General features: G+C 71.0%; 13 protein-coding genes and 3 pseudogenes. 13 read left to right on the top strand and 3 right to left on the bottom strand.

The genetic code is table 11. The features are described 5' to 3' along the window. Nucleotides 1-9 precede the first annotated feature (9 nt). Entirely contained in the window at nucleotides 10-759 is a 750-nt protein-coding gene (locus tag MWU75_RS03410; protein WP_247088177.1) for a VOC family protein, read from the bottom strand. 61 nt (nucleotides 760-820) lie between these two features. On the opposite strand from MWU75_RS03410, the gene MWU75_RS03405 reads away from it, so the two are divergent. The 11 genes and pseudogenes from MWU75_RS03405 (at nucleotide 821) to ptsP (ending at nucleotide 10,937) form a co-directional block, all read left to right on the top strand. After that, nucleotides 821-1,183 (top strand): histidine triad nucleotide-binding protein, encoded by a 363-nt coding sequence (locus MWU75_RS03405; RefSeq protein ID WP_247088176.1) that lies wholly within the window; start codon nucleotides 821-823, stop codon nucleotides 1,181-1,183. A 106-nt stretch (nucleotides 1,184-1,289) separates the two neighbouring features. Further along, nucleotides 1,290-1,952, top strand: a pseudogene (locus MWU75_RS03400) (PhoH family protein); the annotation flags it as partial. Beyond that, nucleotides 1,941-2,756, top strand: a pseudogene (locus tag MWU75_RS20185) (LAGLIDADG family homing endonuclease); the annotation flags it as partial. The pseudogenes MWU75_RS03400 and MWU75_RS20185, both read left to right, overlap by 12 nt. Before the next feature lie 267 nt (nucleotides 2,757-3,023). Continuing rightward, nucleotides 3,024-3,428 (top strand): annotated as a pseudogene (locus tag MWU75_RS03390) (PhoH family protein); the annotation flags it as partial. Next, entirely contained in the window at nucleotides 3,425-3,925 is a 501-nt protein-coding gene (gene ybeY, locus MWU75_RS03385) for an rRNA maturation RNase YbeY (RefSeq protein ID WP_247088175.1), read from the top strand. The pseudogene MWU75_RS03390 and the gene ybeY, both read left to right, overlap by 4 nt. A gap of 13 nt (nucleotides 3,926-3,938) precedes the next feature. Beyond that, nucleotides 3,939-5,252, top strand: a complete 1,314-nt coding sequence (locus MWU75_RS03380) for a hemolysin family protein (protein WP_247088174.1) — start codon at nucleotides 3,939-3,941, stop codon at nucleotides 5,250-5,252. Between the two features lie 47 nt (nucleotides 5,253-5,299). After that, nucleotides 5,300-6,229 carry a GTPase Era gene (era, locus tag MWU75_RS03375; protein ID WP_247088846.1) on the top strand — a complete coding sequence of 310 codons (930 nt, stop codon included), beginning with the start codon at nucleotides 5,300-5,302 and terminating at the stop codon, nucleotides 6,227-6,229. A 58-nt stretch (nucleotides 6,230-6,287) separates the two neighbouring features. Beyond that, nucleotides 6,288-6,605: a DUF4333 domain-containing protein gene (locus tag MWU75_RS03370; protein ID WP_247088173.1), complete on the top strand. Its 318-nt coding sequence runs from the start codon at nucleotides 6,288-6,290 to the stop codon at nucleotides 6,603-6,605. Between the two features lie 52 nt (nucleotides 6,606-6,657). After that, entirely contained in the window at nucleotides 6,658-7,662 is a 1,005-nt protein-coding gene (dhaK, locus tag MWU75_RS03365; protein ID WP_247088172.1) for a dihydroxyacetone kinase subunit DhaK, read from the top strand. Between the two features lie 2 nt (nucleotides 7,663-7,664). Next, nucleotides 7,665-8,291 (top strand): dihydroxyacetone kinase subunit DhaL, encoded by a 627-nt coding sequence (dhaL, locus tag MWU75_RS03360; protein WP_247088170.1) that lies wholly within the window; start codon nucleotides 7,665-7,667, stop codon nucleotides 8,289-8,291. 63 nt (nucleotides 8,292-8,354) lie between these two features. After that, nucleotides 8,355-10,937 carry a phosphoenolpyruvate--protein phosphotransferase gene (gene ptsP / locus MWU75_RS03355; RefSeq protein WP_247088169.1) on the top strand — a complete coding sequence of 861 codons (2,583 nt, stop codon included), beginning with the start codon at nucleotides 8,355-8,357 and terminating at the stop codon, nucleotides 10,935-10,937. Nucleotides 10,938-11,099: 162 nt separating this feature from the next. On the opposite strand, the gene MWU75_RS03350 is transcribed toward ptsP, so the two are convergent. Continuing rightward, nucleotides 11,100-11,747: an alpha-ketoglutarate-dependent dioxygenase AlkB gene (locus MWU75_RS03350; RefSeq protein WP_247088167.1), complete on the bottom strand. Its 648-nt coding sequence runs from the start codon at nucleotides 11,745-11,747 to the stop codon at nucleotides 11,100-11,102. A gap of 212 nt (nucleotides 11,748-11,959) precedes the next feature. Here MWU75_RS03350 and recO point away from each other — a divergent pair, with 212 nt between their 5' ends. Further along, entirely contained in the window at nucleotides 11,960-12,688 is a 729-nt protein-coding gene (gene recO, locus MWU75_RS03345; protein ID WP_247088165.1) for a DNA repair protein RecO, read from the top strand. Further along, nucleotides 12,688-13,473, top strand: coding sequence for an isoprenyl transferase (locus tag MWU75_RS03340; RefSeq protein ID WP_247088164.1), 786 nt, complete (start codon nucleotides 12,688-12,690; stop codon nucleotides 13,471-13,473). Before recO ends, MWU75_RS03340 begins: the two co-directional genes overlap by 1 nt. 139 nt (nucleotides 13,474-13,612) lie before the next feature. Here MWU75_RS03340 and MWU75_RS03335 read toward each other — a convergent pair whose 3' ends face one another. Next, on the bottom strand, nucleotides 13,613-15,022 hold the full coding sequence (locus MWU75_RS03335) for an ABC transporter substrate-binding protein (RefSeq protein ID WP_247088162.1): 1,410 nt from the start codon (nucleotides 15,020-15,022) through the stop codon (nucleotides 13,613-13,615). Nucleotides 15,023-15,031 lie beyond the last annotated feature (9 nt).

Below are 15,031 nucleotides of genomic sequence, written 5' to 3'. Positions count from 1 at the left end.
GATCAGTCGTCAGTCCAGATGGCGGTGGTGGCTCTGGTCCGGTGCGTTCGTGGTGACGCAGAACTCCAGGCCGACCGGATCCCGGAGCACGTGCCAGCCACCGTGGCCAGCGCCGAGGTCGACAGCGCCCAACTCCACGAGACGCCGGACCTCCTCGGGCTGCCCGTCGGTCCCGAGGTCCAGGTGCGCGCGCACCGGCCCGTCGGGTTCGTCCAGGCGCTGGAAGAGCAGCTGCAGCGGGGAGCCCGCGTCATCGTGCCACTTCCCGGCAAACTCCTGGCTGGAGGAAGGGACCCAGCGACCGCCCAGCAGACCCCGCCAGAAGGCGACCTCGTCCTCGTGCCTGGCGACAGGCGAGTCGATGCACACCTGGACCAGGCGGGAGCGGTGTCCGTCCGGCCAGGTGGTCGGCTCGGGGGCACGACGAGGACGCGAGGTGACGACGCAGAAAGGCAGACCACCGGGGGAGAACAGGAACACCCAGGTCTGCGACCTGTTGCGGACCTCTGACCCCGCGGCCACGGCGGCGGTGACAGTGGCCTCAGGATCCTTCGACGCGACGTCGACGTGGATGCGTGGTGCACCGTGGATCTGCTGCAGGTGGACGTAGGAGTCGCCGCGGGAGGGTTGCAGACTGCTCAGCTCCGGGTGCCCGTCCCAGGGCGGACCGGGAGACCAGCCGAGGGCGGCGGACCAGAACCGGGCACCCGGCGCGTGTAGCCGTGCCGGGACGTCGATGACGACGTGGAGCCATGCCACACCACCAGGATAGGAGGGTCGGGCCTGCGCGGCTCGGTGAGAGGCCGCTAACGTGATCCTCATGGCGACTGCGAGCGACTGCCTCTTCTGCAAGATCGTGGCGGGGGAGATCCCCAACGACACGGTCCACGAGACCGACACGGTCCTGGCGTTCCGGGACATCACCCCGCGAGCGAACGTGCACGTGCTGGTGATCCCCAAGGCACACCAGGACACGCTGGCCCAGATGTCCGCGGAGGACGCGGACAGCGTGGCCGAGCTGTTCACGGCGGCCGGGGAGGTCGCCCGCCTCGAGGGCATCGACGAGAGCGGCTACCGGGTAGTGAGCAACGTGGGGCCGGATGCCGGACAAGAGGTCTTCCACGTGCACGTCCACGTGCTGGGTGGGCAAAACCTCGGGCCGGTCGCGGCCGGGCGCGGCTAGACTCGTCCACCTGATGACAGAGCCTGACCATCCGGGGTCCTCCGAGGAACCCCAGGACACCGACCTGACCGAGACCACCGGGCGCGAGGGGGCAGCGCGCGCGCCGATGCACACGGTGGTGATCCCGCCCGAGACCTCGATGGCCGCCCTGCTGGGGCCGCGTGACGAGCTGCTGCGGACCGTCGAGCGCTCCTTCCCGCACGTGGACGTCATGGTGCGCGGCAACGAGTTCCGGCTCGCCGGACCGTCGGGGGACGTGGCGATCATCGAGCGCCTCATCGACGAGCTCGTGGTGATCGTCGCCGCGGGCCAACCGCTCAACCGCGATGCTGTCGAGCGCTCCATCGGCATGCTGCGCAGCGCGTCCGCGGAGCGTCCGGCCGACGTGCTGACGATGAACATCATCAGCAACCGCGGTCGCACGATCCGCCCCAAGACGCTGCACCAGAAGCACTACGTCGATGCGATCGACAAGCACACCATCGTCTTCGGCATCGGCCCGGCGGGCACCGGCAAGACCTACCTGGCGATGGCCAAGGCGGTCGCCGCGCTGCAGGCCAAGCAGGTCAACCGCATCATCCTGACCCGGCCAGCCGTCGAGGCCGGGGAGCGGCTCGGCTTCCTGCCCGGCACCCTCAACGACAAGATCGACCCCTACCTGCGCCCGCTCTACGACGCCCTGCACGACATGGTCGACCCCGACTCGATCCCGCGCCTCATGGCCTCCGGCACCGTCGAGGTCGCGCCGTTGGCCTACATGCGGGGTCGGGCCCAGCCCCTCGACGCGCAGGTGCTCACTCCGGACGGGTTCCGGGATATCGGATCCCTGCGGGTCGGGGACCTGGTGATCGGCTCCGACGGAGGCCCGACCCCGGTGCTGGGGGTCTACCCGCAGGGACCGCGCGAGGTCTACCGTGTCTCGACCCAGGACGGTGCCTCGACCCTCGCGTGCGGTGAGCACCTCTGGCGGGTGGAGACCGCGTCCGACAAGCGGCGCGGCCGCACCCGCGTGGTGCAGACCAGCGACATGGACGGTCGCCTGCGAGCTGTTTACGGCCGGCGCTTTGAGCTGCCGATGATGAGTCCCCCCGAGCTGACTCCGCGGCCGGTGCCGCTGGACCCCTACGCACTCGGCCTCCTCCTTGGGGACGCGTGCATCACGGCCACGACGACGCCAACCTTCAGCACGACGACCCCAGAGTTGGCTGAGGCGCTGGAGGACGTCATCGACGGGATCGAGGTGCGCCACAAGGGCGGGTGCGACTATGTGCTCAACCGTGCCGGGCGTGGGCGCGGAGGCGTGATCGTCGCCAATCCCGTCACCGAGGTGCTGCGCGACCTCGGCCTTGCTGGCACGCGGTCCCAGACGAAGTTCGTACCTGAGGAGTACCTCGTGAACTCCTTCGCGGTGCGACTTGCCGTCCTCCAGGGGCTCCTGGACACCGATGGAGGACCGGTCACGCAAGCAGGTCGCACGTGTCGCGTGCACTACGCGACGGTCTCGCCCCGCCTTCGCGATGACGTGGTGTTCCTCGTGCGCTCACTCGGGGGGACGGCATACTGCCGGACCCGTCCAGCGGAGGGGCGCCAACCCGGGCGCGCCAAGGGTAGGCCCGTGCCCTATCGCCACGACGCGTTCGTGGTCGACATCCGCCTACCTCCCGGGGTACCCCCGTTCCGACTGGCGCACAAGCGCGAGACCTATGAGGCCAGAACCGGCGGGCGGCCGATGCGCTTCGTCGATCGGATCGAACCGGTGGGCATTCAGGAGACGGTGTGCATCCGGGTCGCCGCCGACGACTCGCTCTACGTCACTGACGACTTCCTGGTCACGCACAACACCTTGAACGACGCGTTCATCATCTTGGACGAGGCGCAGAACACCTCGGCCGAGCAGATGAAGATGTTCCTCACCCGGCTCGGTTTCGGCTCCAAGATGGTGGTCACCGGCGACGTCACCCAGGTGGATCTGCCCACCGGCACCAGCTCGGGGCTTCGGGTGGTGCGGGACATCCTGGCAGGCGTGGAAGACATCTACTTCGCGACGCTGACCTCCGCCGACGTCGTGCGGCACCGGCTGGTCAGCTCGATCGTCGAGGCCTACGGCAAGCACGACGAGTCGCGCCGCCGCCGTGACCGGCCCGGCTCCCACGACCGCAACACGCCCCACGACCGGCTCGGCGGGCGCGGACGGGACGACACGGACGAGGCGACCACCCGACATACTCCGGCTGGTGAGCAGTGAGCATCGAGGTCCTCAACGAGTCCGGGGAGGTGCCCTCGCCCGTCGCCGAGCAGGAGCTGCACGACCTGGCGCGGCACGTGCTCGACCAGCTGCGGGTGCACCCGCGCACCGAGCTGGCCATCACCCTGGTCGACGAGGAGGCGATGGCGGCCCTGCACGTCCAGTGGATGGACCTGCCGGGGCCGACGGACGTCATGAGCTTCCCGATGGACGAGCTGCGGCCGGGGTCGGACTCCGAGACCCCCGAGGGCGTGCTCGGTGATGTCGTGCTGTGCCCGTCGGTCGCCCGCAAGCAGGCGGCCGGCGCGGGGCACAGCGTCGAGGACGAGATCCTGCTGCTGACCACACACGGGATCCTGCACCTGCTCGGCTTCGACCACGCCGAGCCGGCCGAGGAGCGGGAGATGTTCGACCTGCAGCGCACCCTGCTGCTGACCTACCTGGCCCAGCGGGGCCGCACGACCACCGCGGCGCCGGACGCCCGGGGCGAGCACTGAGCACGAGGGAACCGTGACCACCCTGATCATCGTCGCCATCGTGGCGACCCTTGTCGCCTTCCTCCTGTCGGCGAGCGAGACCGCACTGCTGCGGGTGTCGCGGCACCGTGCCGAGCAGTTGCAGGAGGAGGGTCTGCGCGGCTCCGACGCGCTGTTGCGGATCGTCTCCGGGCCGGCGCCCTACCTGGCCGTCGCGGCTTTCACCAAGGCCCTGGCCGAGGCGGTGGCCGCCGTCGTGGTGACCGTGGCGGTGGACACCCAGACGGACAGCCACTGGCGCACCGCGCTCATCGCCGTCGGCATCATGACCGTCATCACCTTCGTCGTCGTCGGGGTGTCGCCGCGGACCCTCGGGCGGCAGCACGTGGAGAAGGTCGCGCTGATGGCGGCCCCGATCATCCGGGTGCTGCGCATCCTGCTCGGGCCCCTGGCGCAGCTCCTCGTCCTCTTCGGCAACGCCGTCACCCCGGGGCGGGGGTATGCCGAGGGGCCGTTCGCCAGCGAGTCCGAGCTGCGCGACCTGCTCGACCTCGCGGGGGAGAGCGCGGTCATCGAGGCCGGGGAGCGGGAGATGATCCACTCCATCTTCGAGCTGGGCGACACCGTCGCACGCGAGGTCATGGTCCCGCGACCCGACATGGTCTCCATCCGGCAGGACAAGGTGCTGCGCCAGGCGATGTCGCTCTTCCTGCGCTCCGGCTTCAGTCGGGTCCCGGTGATCGGCGAGGGCACCGACGACGTCCTGGGCATCCTCTACTTCAAGGACGTCGCCCGGGCCGTCAACGCCAACGCGGACAACAGCCAGGAGCCGGTCACCGAGCTCATGCGTGCGGTCCAGCGGGTCCCCGAGTCCAAGTCCGTCGACGGGCTGCTGCGCGATATGCAGCGGGACCGCAACCACATCGCGATCGTCATCGACGAGTACGGCGGGACCGCCGGGTTGATCACCATCGAGGACATCGTGGAGGAGATCGTCGGTGAGATCACCGACGAGTACGACCGCGACGTCGTCGAGATCGAGACGCTGGAGGACGGCACCGTGCGGGTGCCCGCCACCATGCCCGTCGACGACCTGGCCGAGATGTTCGGCACCGAGATCGAGACCGAGGACGTCGACTCCGTCGGTGGCCTGCTGGCCGCCACGATCGGTATGGTCCCGATCGTCGGGTCCTCGACCGAGGTGGCCGGGCTGCGTCTGACCGCCGAGCGCATGGCCGGCCGGCGACGGCGGGTGGCCACGGTCCTGGTCAGTGAGGTCGAGGACGAAGACGCCGGTGCGCAGCCCGTCGCACCGGGCACCGAGGCAGAGCCGGAGGGTGACGAGTGAGCCAGACCCAGCCCGCAGGCGCCCAGCCCGACCCCGGCTCAGGTGAGGTGGTCCAACCGACCGGCCCCTCGGCATACCGGGCGGGGTTTGCCTGTGTCGTCGGCCGCCCCAACGCCGGCAAGTCGACCCTGACCAACGCCCTCGTGGGCTCCAAGGTCGCCATCACCTCCAGCAGGCCGCAGACCACCCGCCACGCCATCCGGGGGATCCGCACGACCGAGGACTACCAGCTGATCCTCGTGGACACCCCCGGGCTGCACCGGCCCCGCACGCTGCTCGGACAACGCCTCAACGACCTGGTGCGCGAGACGCTGCTGGACGTCGACGTCATCGGCTTCTGCCTGCCGTCCGACCAGCGACCGGGGCCGGGCGACGCCTTCATCGCCCGCGACCTGGCCGACCTGCAGCGAGCCAAGCGGGTGCCGGTCGTCGCGCTCGCGACCAAGTCGGACACGGTCGACAAGCAGCGGCTCGCCGAGCACCTCATCGCGATCGACCAGCTCGGCACCTGGGACGCGATCGTGCCGTGCTCGGCCGCCCGGGGCGACCAGGTCGAGGAGGTCGCCGAGGTGCTGGCCTCCTACCTGCCGGCCTCCCCGAAGCTGTACCCCGACGACGTCCTGACCGACGAGCCGACGGTCGTCATGATCGCCGAGCTCGTGCGCGAGGCCGCGCTCGAGGGAGTGCGTGACGAGCTGCCGCACTCCCTCGCGGTCGTCGTCGACGAGGTCGTGCCCCGTGCGGAGCGGCCGATCGACCGACCGCTGACCGACGTGCGGGTGCACATCTTCGTCGAACGGCCCAGCCAGAAGGCGATCATCATCGGCAGGGGCGGGTCGCGGCTGCGCGAGGTCGGCGCCCAGGCGCGGGTCGGCATCGAGCGGATCATCGGCCACAAGGTCTTCCTGGACCTGCACGTCAAGGTCGCCAAGGACTGGCAGCGGGACCCCAAGCAGCTGCAGCGGCTCGGCTTCTGAACCCCGCGCACGGCTATCCTGGCTCCTACACAGGGACACCGACGGAGGGGAGTGTGCGATGGGCACGGTCAGGAAGGGCATGGTCCTGGCGAGCCTGGGGGCGGTCGTGCTGCTGGCCAGCGGGTGCAGCCGGGAGGTCTCTGCCGGTGACATCGAGGACAGCATCGCGGAGCAGGCCGAGATCCAGGGCTTTGAGCTGGAGTCGGTCGACTGCCCGGGCGGGCTGCCGCCCGAGGTGGGCGCGATCCTGATCTGCGAGGTGGTCATCACCGGCGAGGCCGAGGCGATCGACCGCTTCAGGATCGAGGCCACCGAGGTGGACGGCGACCAGGTGAGCTACACCCTGACACCGCTGACCGCCGGCATGTCGGAGTAGTTCACGGGCGTTTCCTCTGGTGGGCCAGCGCGTTCGGTGGTTGGCTGTGCGCATGAAGAAACTCATCAACGACCCCGCCGACGTCGTCGTCGAGGCGCTTCGTGGAATGGCCGCAGCCCACCCCGACCGGCTCCGGGTGGACCTCGAGCACAAGGTCGTCTACCGCAAGGACCCGATCAGGCAGGGCAAGGTCGGGCTGATCTCCGGTGGCGGGTCCGGGCACGAACCCATGCACGGTGGCCTCGTCGGTCTCGGCATGCTCGACGCGGCCTGCGCCGGTGAGGTCTTCACCTCGCCCGTGCCGGACCAGATGATGGCTGCGACCAAGGAGGTCGACGGCGGCGCAGGCGTGCTCCACATCGTGAAGAACTACACCGGCGACGTGATGAACTTCGAGATGGCCGCGGAGATGGCGGCCGCCGAGGCGGGCACCGAGGTGCAGTCCGTGGTGGTCGACGACGACGTCGCCGTCCAGGACTCCCTCTACACCGCGGGTCGACGCGGGGTCGGGACGACCGTGCTCCTGGAGAAGATCGTCGGTGCGGCCGCCGAGGAGGGCCGCTCGCTCGCCGAGTGCGCCGAGCTGGCCCACAAGGTCAACGGCAACGGCCGGTCGATGGGCATGGCGCTGACCTCCTGCACGGTGCCCGCTGCGGGCAAGCCGACCTTCGACCTCGCCGAGGACGAGATGGAGGTCGGCATCGGCATCCACGGCGAGCCCGGCCGGCAACGGCTGCCCCTGGCGCCGGCCAAGGACGTCGCCGCGATGCTCGTGGAGCCGATCCTGGCAGACCTGGACTTCACCGGCGACGCCGGCGCGATCGTCATGATGAACGGGATGGGCGGCACCCCACTCATCGAGCTCTACCTGATGTATGCCGAGGTCGCCGCGATCCTGGAGAAGTCCGGCGTCACCGTGGCCCGGTGTCTGGTCGGCAACTACATCACCAGTCTGGAGATGGCCGGCTGCTCGGTGACCGTGCTCAAGGCGGACGACGACCTCGTGGGGCTGTGGGACGCCCCCGTGAACACCCCGGGCCTGCGCTGGGGGGTGTGAGGGTGGCGAACCTGCAGGCCTTCACCTCGTGGATCGCGGACTACGCCGCGACGGTCACCGAGCAGGCCGACTACCTGACCGACCTCGACCGTGCGATCGGCGACGCGGACCACGGCAGCAACATGAGGCGCGGCATGACCCGAGCGGCCGAGCTGGCCGGGGCCGAGGAGTTCACCGGGATCGACACCTACCTCAAGAAGGTCGGGATGATCCTGGTGAGCAACGTCGGCGGGGCCAGTGGCCCGCTCTACGGCACCTTCTTCCTGCGGATGGCTGGGGCCTTCGCCGAGGTGGAGGACGCCGGCGTCGAGGAGGTCGGGAAGGGGCTGCGGGCCGGGGTCGAGGGCATCCTCGCCCGCGGCAAGGCCGAGGTCGGCGACAAGACGATGTATGACGCGTGGGCGCCTGCGCTGGAGGCGTTCGACACAGCCGCCGGTTCCGGCTCCGACCTGGCGGGTGCGCTCGCGGCGGCCGCCGAGGCCGCCGCCAAGGGTCGGGACGAGACCGAGGGACTGGTCGCCCGTAAGGGACGCGCGAGCTATCTGGGTGAGCGCAGCCGTGGGCACATCGACCCGGGCGCGACGAGCTCGACGTTGCTGCTCGAGTCCGCCGCCCGCACCCTCGCCTGACGTTCAGGTCTCCCACCCAGTGTCGTCGTGGTTCGCACCCCGGTGCGTTGAGGAGGTCTGGTCATGATCGGCATCGTCGTGGTGAGCCACAGCAGTGCCCTGGCGGATGCCGCGGTGGCCCTGGCCTCGGAGATGACCGACCCCGAGAACCGACCGGTCATCAAGGTGGCAGCCGGGCTGGACGATAAGACCTTCGGCACGGACGCCGCGGCTGTCTCCGAGGCGATCAGCGAGGCGGACAGCGGCGACGGGGTGCTCGTACTGCTCGACCTGGGGAGCGCGGTGCTGTCTGCCGAGATGGCCCTGGAGTTCCTCGACCCCGAGCTGGCCGGACGGGTGCGGCTGTCCAGCGCCCCCCTGGTCGAGGGTCTGGTGGGGGCAGCGGTCGCGGCCGGTGCCGGGGCGGACCTGGGGAGCGCCGCAGCCGAGGCCGAGCAAGGCCTGACCGCCAAGACCCAGCACCTGGGTCATGGCGACGGGGGCACTGGGAAGGGCGGCCCTGAGGAAGGCGCTGACGGCGCTCCTGCGGAACCACGACCAGAGTCGGTGGGCGGCGAGCGAACCCACGACGAGCATGTGGTGGAGCTGGCGGTGACCGCACCGCACGGGCTGCACGCACGACCGGCCGCGCGGTTCGTGCGGACGGTCGGCGCCCACCACGGTGTGGAGGTGCGCGTGTGCAACCTGGACACCGGGTCGGGGCCGGTCGACGGACGGAGCCTCACGGGACTGGCCACCCTGGACGCGCGGGAGGGGCACACGATCGAGGTCACCGCCGCGGGCGCAACTGCGGCCGACCTGTTGCAGGAGCTGAGTGCTCTCGCCGGCACGGGCTTCGGAGACCTGGCGGACCCAGCACTGGCCGTGGCCCAGCCGGGAGCGGCCACCTCCGGCGCGACCACCTCGGGCACGGCCACCTCCGGCGCGACCACCTCCGGGGCCGGGCCGCGATCTGGGAGCCGTGAGATCTCCAGGCCGCCAGAGAAGGGACCCACCTTCGGGCTGGAAGCCGCCATGGGCCCCGTGGTCCGGGGGGACGCCACCGCTTCCCTGGTGGACTACCGGGCCGGGGATGTGGAGGCCGAGCTCCGGGCGCTGGACGAGGCGGTCACCCGCTCCCGGGGCGAGCTGGCCGATCTCATTGACCGGGCGACGGCCCGACTCGGGCCCGGCGAGGCGGGCGTCTTCGACGCCCACCTGGCCATCCTTGAGGACCCGGCCTTCCAGAACCCGGTGCGTGACGGCATACTCGCTGGTCAGGCCGCTCCACAGGCAGTCCTGACGAGGACCACCGAGCTGCGGGCCCAGTTCGAGGGGCTGGCCGACAGCTATCAGCGGGCGCGGGGTGAGGACGTCACCAGCGTGGGGGAGCGGCTGCTACGAGCCCTCGGCGGGGCGGAGGCTGACGGGGCGCACGGGCCGGGTGTGCTCGTCGTGCGGGAGCTCGACCCGGCCACCGCGGTGCTCCTCGACCCGAGCGAGACGCTCGGTGTCATCACGCTGGGAGGTGCTGCCACGGCGCACGGGGTGCTGCTCGCCCGGGCACGCGGCCTGCCGGTGCTCACCGGTGCCGCGCCGGCGCGGGACGTGAAGGAGGGGACCCTGGTCGCCCTCGACGTGAGATCGGGGCGGCTCGTGGTCGACCCGGACCCTGGTGTGCGCTCTGAGTTCGAGGCCCTCCTCGCCGAACGGGCCGAGGCCCGGGACCGGATGATGGCTGCGGCCGGAGAGCCAGCGATCACCCTCGACGGGCACCACGTGCTGGTCAAGGCCAACGTCGCCAGCGTGGCCGATGCGAGCCTCGCGGCCCGCTCGGGCGCGGACGGGTCCGGGTTGGTCCGCACCGAGGCACTCTTCGGAGACCGGTCCACCGCACCGACCGTCGCGGAGCAGGTGGCCGCCTTCGAGCGCATCGCCGAGCAACTGGCCGGTGGCACGATCACGATCCGGACCTGGGACGTCGGCGGTGACAAGCCGCTGCCGTTCCACCCGCAGGAGCCTGAGGCCAACCCCTTCCTCGGAGTCCGGGGTCTGCGGGCCTTCCGCGACGACCCCCGGCCGCTGGTTGACCAGCTGGAGGCGATCTGCCGCGTGGCGCGCGAGCAGCCGGTGCGGGTGATGTTCCCGATGGTGGCCACGGTCGATGAGGTGGACTGGGCGTTGGCCCGGCTGGATGAGGCTGCCGGCCGCCTGCCGGACGGACGGCCCGACGGCCTCGAGGTCGGCATCATGATCGAGGTGCCGGCGGCGGCCCTGCGGCCGGAGGCCCTGACGACCCTGCTGGACTTCGTGAGCGTGGGCAGCAACGACCTGGTGCAGTACACCCTGGCCGCCGAGCGGGGCAATCCTGCGCTGGGAGACCTGGCCGATGCGGCCGACCCCGCGGTGCTGCAGCTGATCCACGACACGGTCACCGGCGTGGCCGACGGGGTCCAGGTCTGTCTCTGCGGCGACGCGGCCAGCGACCCCGACCTCGCACTGCTGCTCGTGGGGCTCGGTGTCTCCGAGCTCAGCGCCGCAGCGGCGGCGGTGCCTGCCGTCAAGGACGTCCTGCGACGAGCACGCCTGGTCGACCTGCAGGACCTGGCCGCCCGGGCACTCCGGGCCGAGTCTGCCGCTGAGGTGCGCGCCCTGCTGCAGACCTGACGCACGCCTGATCTGCCCGCGCGCCTCCACGGTGCGTGCCCGGAGTCCGCGCGCCGTCTGAATCGTCCGGTATTTTGCCTCGTAGTGAGAGGCCCGGCTGATGGCCGATCGGTCTGCCCGCTGGCTCGATGGCCGTCGCACACCGTCCGCGGTGGTGTGCCCTCAACGCACGCCACGGGGCCGGAACTGGATGCTGATCCGCGGGCCGACAGGCTTGGCTGTCTTGGGCACGGCGTGCTCCCAGGTGCGCTGGCACGACCCGCCCATCACGAGCAGGTCGCCGTGGCCGATCACCCTCCGGACCGTGCGCCCGGCGCCGCCACCGTTGGGGCGCAGCAGGAGCGCACGGGGTGCCCCGATCGAGACGATCGCGACCATCGTGTCCTGCGTGCTCCCCCGGCCAAACCGGTCGCCGTGCCAGGCGACGCTGTCGCGGCCGTCGCGGTAGAGACACATCCCGGCGGTGCGGAACGGCTCACCCAGCTCGGGGCGGTAGTAGGCGCTGAGGTCCTCGCGAGCCCGCGTGAGCACCGGATCCGGCAGCTGCTCGTCCTCGGCATAGAACCGGAGTAGCCGAGGGGTGTTGACCTCCTGCTCCCACATCACGCGCCGTTCGCCGCGCCACTCGACCCCGGCCGAGCCGCCGAGCGCCAACCGGGTGAAGAGCTCGTCGGAGCCAGTCACCCACCCGGGTCGGACGTCGAGCCAGGCGCCGTCGCTGAGCTCGGTGCGCTGGACGGCGCCCCGCAACGTACGGAGGCCGATCTCGTCGATCTGGTCGAGGAGGGAACCTTGGAGTGCGACGGACATGTGTTCGAGAGTAGAACAGGTGTTGCACTATCGCAAGGCTTCCGCCCGCCCGACGTCTTCGGGCGCCTCCCGGTTCCTCGGGCCGACTGTAGCCAGCCCGAGGAACACCAGGGCGCTCGAAGACGCGGCGACACGGCGTGCTCGGTGGGGTGGCGCGCAACACGGCGCGGTCGGTGGGGGTGTTCGTCGGTGGCGGGTGGGAGACTGGGGGCATGCCGCTCTATCGGGACGCCGCGATCGTCCTGCGCACCCACAAGCTGGGCGAGGCTGATCGCATCGTCACGCTGCTCAGTCGCGGGCGCGGCAAGATCCGGGCGGTCGCCAAGGGGGTGCGCCGCACCAAGTCCAAGTTCGGCGCGCGGCTCGAGCCGGGCATGGTGGTGGACCTGCAGTGCTACGAGGGCCGCAACCTGGACACCATCACCCAGGCCGAGTCGCTGGCCTCCTACGGCGAGCCGATCGCCCGCGACTACGGGTCGTGGACGGCGGCCAACGCGATGCTCGAGACCTGCGACCGCCTGACCGAGGAGGGGGAGCCCGCGGTCCAGCAGTTCGTGCTGCTCGCCGGGGCACTGAGCTCCTTGGCCGGCGGCGTGCACGAGCCGGGGCTGGTGCTGGACTCCTACCTGCTGCGCGCCATGGCCATCGCCGGCTGGGCGGCCAGCTTCCACGACTGTGCCCGCTGCGGCGCGGAGGGCCCGCACCGGGCCTTCGACGTCGCCACCGGCGGGGCCGTCTGTCCAGTATGCCGTCCGCCCGGGTCCGCCGCGCCGGCGCCACAGACCCTGGAGCTGATGGCGGCGCTGCTCACCGGCGACTGGGAGGTCGCCGACGGCAGCGAGCCCCGCCACCGCATGGAGGCCAGCAAGCTGGCCTCGGCACACGTGCACTGGCACCTGGAGCGTGGCGTGCGCTCGCTGCGCCTGGTGGAGCGGGTCTGATGGCGCGGCGTCGCCAGCCCGTCGCCCCCTTTCCGCATCCCAGCGGCGCCCGGCCGCCCGTCATACTGCCTGAGCTCGTCCCACGGCACGTGGCGCTGGTCATGGACGGCAACGGCCGGTGGGCCAACCAGCGTGGTCTGAAGCGGACGCAGGGGCATGAGGCGGGGGAGGCGAGCCTGCTCGACGTCATCGCCGGTGGGATAGAGATCGGTGTGAAGTGCATCTCGGCCTACGCCTTCTCGACGGAGAACTGGCGCCGCAGCCCCGACGAGGTGCGCTTCCTGATGGGCTTCAACCGCGACGTGATCCACCGACGCCGCGACGAGCTGGACAGCTGGGGGGTGCGGGTGGTCTGGTCGGGCCGCACACCCAGGTTGTGGAAGTCGGTGATCTCCGAGCTGCAGCACGCCCAGGAGCGCACCCGCGACAACGACGTCATCACGCTGAACTTCTGCGTCAACTACGGCGGTCGCGCCGAGATCGCCGACGCGGTGCGGCGCATCGGGGAGGACGTGCGTGACGGGCGGCTGTCCCCGCGGGGGATCGACGAGCGGACCATCGGGCGCTACCTCTACCACCCGGAGGTGCCCGACGTGGACCTGTTCGTGCGCAGCTCGGGGGAGCAGCGCACCTCCAACTTCCTGCTCTGGCAGAGCGCCTATGCCGAGATGGTCTTCCAGGACACGTTGTGGCCCGACTACGACCGGCGGCACCTGTGGCAGGCCATCGAGACCTACGCCTCCCGCGACCGGCGCTACGGCGGTGCCGTCGACGCCCAAGCCTGACCATCCCGGCACATCCGCACACCCGGCGCACCCAGTCACTGACCCGGCGCACCCAGGGCCGCACCGTCACACGCGGACGCCCGCCACGGCCGGTGACCGTGACGGGCGTCCCGTGTCGAGGTAACGGGGGTGCGCTGCCTCAGCTGCTGGCGGAGCAGGCCTGCGCGTAGTCCACCTGGTCGAAGGTCGGCCCGTGGAAGAACTCGTTGCTCGTCTCGATGCCGAGCGGAGCCTCGGCGTTGGGCGTGCCCACGATCAGACCGCTGACCGCCACGTCCGCGCCCTCACCGCCGTAAGTGATCGCCTCAGCCATGCCGTCGAAGTCAACCTCCAGCCCGTCCATCGCGGCCCGCAGCCCCGCCCTGGTCAGGTCGCCACCCTCGGCGGCCTTCTCCAGCAGGGCGTGCATCGGGTAGCTCATGACCCAACCGATGATGTAACCGCCGTTGGGGGGCAGCTCACCGTTCAGCGAGGCCTTCATCGCCTCGGTGCCGGCACTGGTGCCGTCCCACTGCTCGGTCGGCGCGAGGTGGTTGTAGAGGCCGACCAGGGCCGGTGCGGCGGCGCTGTCCAGCAGGGCCGGGTTCCAGGTGGGCAGCGAGCCCAGGAAACGCCCGGTGAACCCGCCGCCGGCCAGCTTGCCGACGATCTCGGCGTTCTCGGCCGGTCCGACGGCCAGCAGCACGACGTCCGGCTCGGCCGCCATGACGGCGGACACGACGGCGTCCTGCCCACCGGTCACCTGGTTCGGACCGGTCGGGATGACGGTGACGTCGTCCACGCCGTTGGCCTCGGCCCACAGCTGGGCCCCGGCGGCGGAGTCGCCACCGTAGTCACCGGGGTACCCGACGGCGGCGACCGAGGAGACCTCGCCGTGGTTCTCGCTGAACCAGTCCAGGCCCACCATCGCCTCGATGCAGTAGGAGTAGCCGGTCTCCATGATCAGACCGTGGTCGTTCGCGGAGAAGGCGTAACCGGACCACCAGGACGCGGGCACCGCGACGATGTCGTTGGCGTCCATGTCGTCCAGCACCGACTCGGTGTTGACCGTGCCCAGGCTCTGGGCGATCGCCAGGATGTTGGGCTCGATCTGCTGGTAGGCCGCGGCGTGCTCGGCCGGCTGGTACTTGGTGTCGCGGGTGTAGGTGTCGATGTCCACGTCGAAGCCGGCGATGCCACCGGCCTCGTTGACCTGGGCCCAGTAGGCCCGCTGTGCGTCGGTGATCGGCACCGCCAACGCCGCGAAGGGACCCTCGGTGAGGTCGGAGAGGACACCGAGGTAGATGCAGCCGTTGTCGGGGTTGACCGCCTCCGGGCAGGCCTCCTCGGTGACACCGTCACCGATCTGGACCTCGCCGCCGGCCTCCGGGGCCTCGGTGTCGTCGGCCTCCTCGCCCGCGGGGGCGTCCGTCTCGTCGGACTCCTCGGGGGCCGGGGCCTCCTCCTCGGTGGTTTCGGGGTCCTCCTCGACCGCTGTGCAGGCGCTGAGGATCAGGCCGGTCGCCGCGACTGCGGCGAGCAACCGTCGTGGGGTGGTGCGCTGGGACATGTTGAGCAC

It is taken from the genome of Ornithinimicrobium sp. F0845 (assembly GCF_023015765.1).
In the GTDB taxonomy this organism is placed as follows: domain Bacteria; phylum Actinomycetota; class Actinomycetes; order Actinomycetales; family Dermatophilaceae; genus Ornithinicoccus.
Note: the sequence above shows the minus strand (reverse complement) of the source record. Positions and strands in the feature narration are given on the sequence as shown.

Coding starts and splice junctions, on each gene's coding strand:
- MWU75_RS03405 (WP_247088176.1), top strand. CDS start 821: ATGGCGACTGCGAGCGACTGCCTCTTCTGCAAGATCGTGGCGGGGGAG.
- MWU75_RS03370 (WP_247088173.1), top strand. CDS start 6,288: ATGGGCACGGTCAGGAAGGGCATGGTCCTGGCGAGCCTGGGGGCGGTC.
- dhaK (WP_247088172.1), top strand. CDS start 6,658: ATGAAGAAACTCATCAACGACCCCGCCGACGTCGTCGTCGAGGCGCTT.
- ptsP (WP_247088169.1), top strand. CDS start 8,355: ATGATCGGCATCGTCGTGGTGAGCCACAGCAGTGCCCTGGCGGATGCC.
- MWU75_RS03350 (WP_247088167.1), bottom strand. CDS start 11,747: ATGTCCGTCGCACTCCAAGGTTCCCTCCTCGACCAGATCGACGAGATC.
- recO (WP_247088165.1), top strand. CDS start 11,960: ATGCCGCTCTATCGGGACGCCGCGATCGTCCTGCGCACCCACAAGCTG.
- MWU75_RS03340 (WP_247088164.1), top strand. CDS start 12,688: ATGGCGCGGCGTCGCCAGCCCGTCGCCCCCTTTCCGCATCCCAGCGGC.
- MWU75_RS03335 (WP_247088162.1), bottom strand. CDS start 15,022: ATGTCCCAGCGCACCACCCCACGACGGTTGCTCGCCGCAGTCGCGGCG.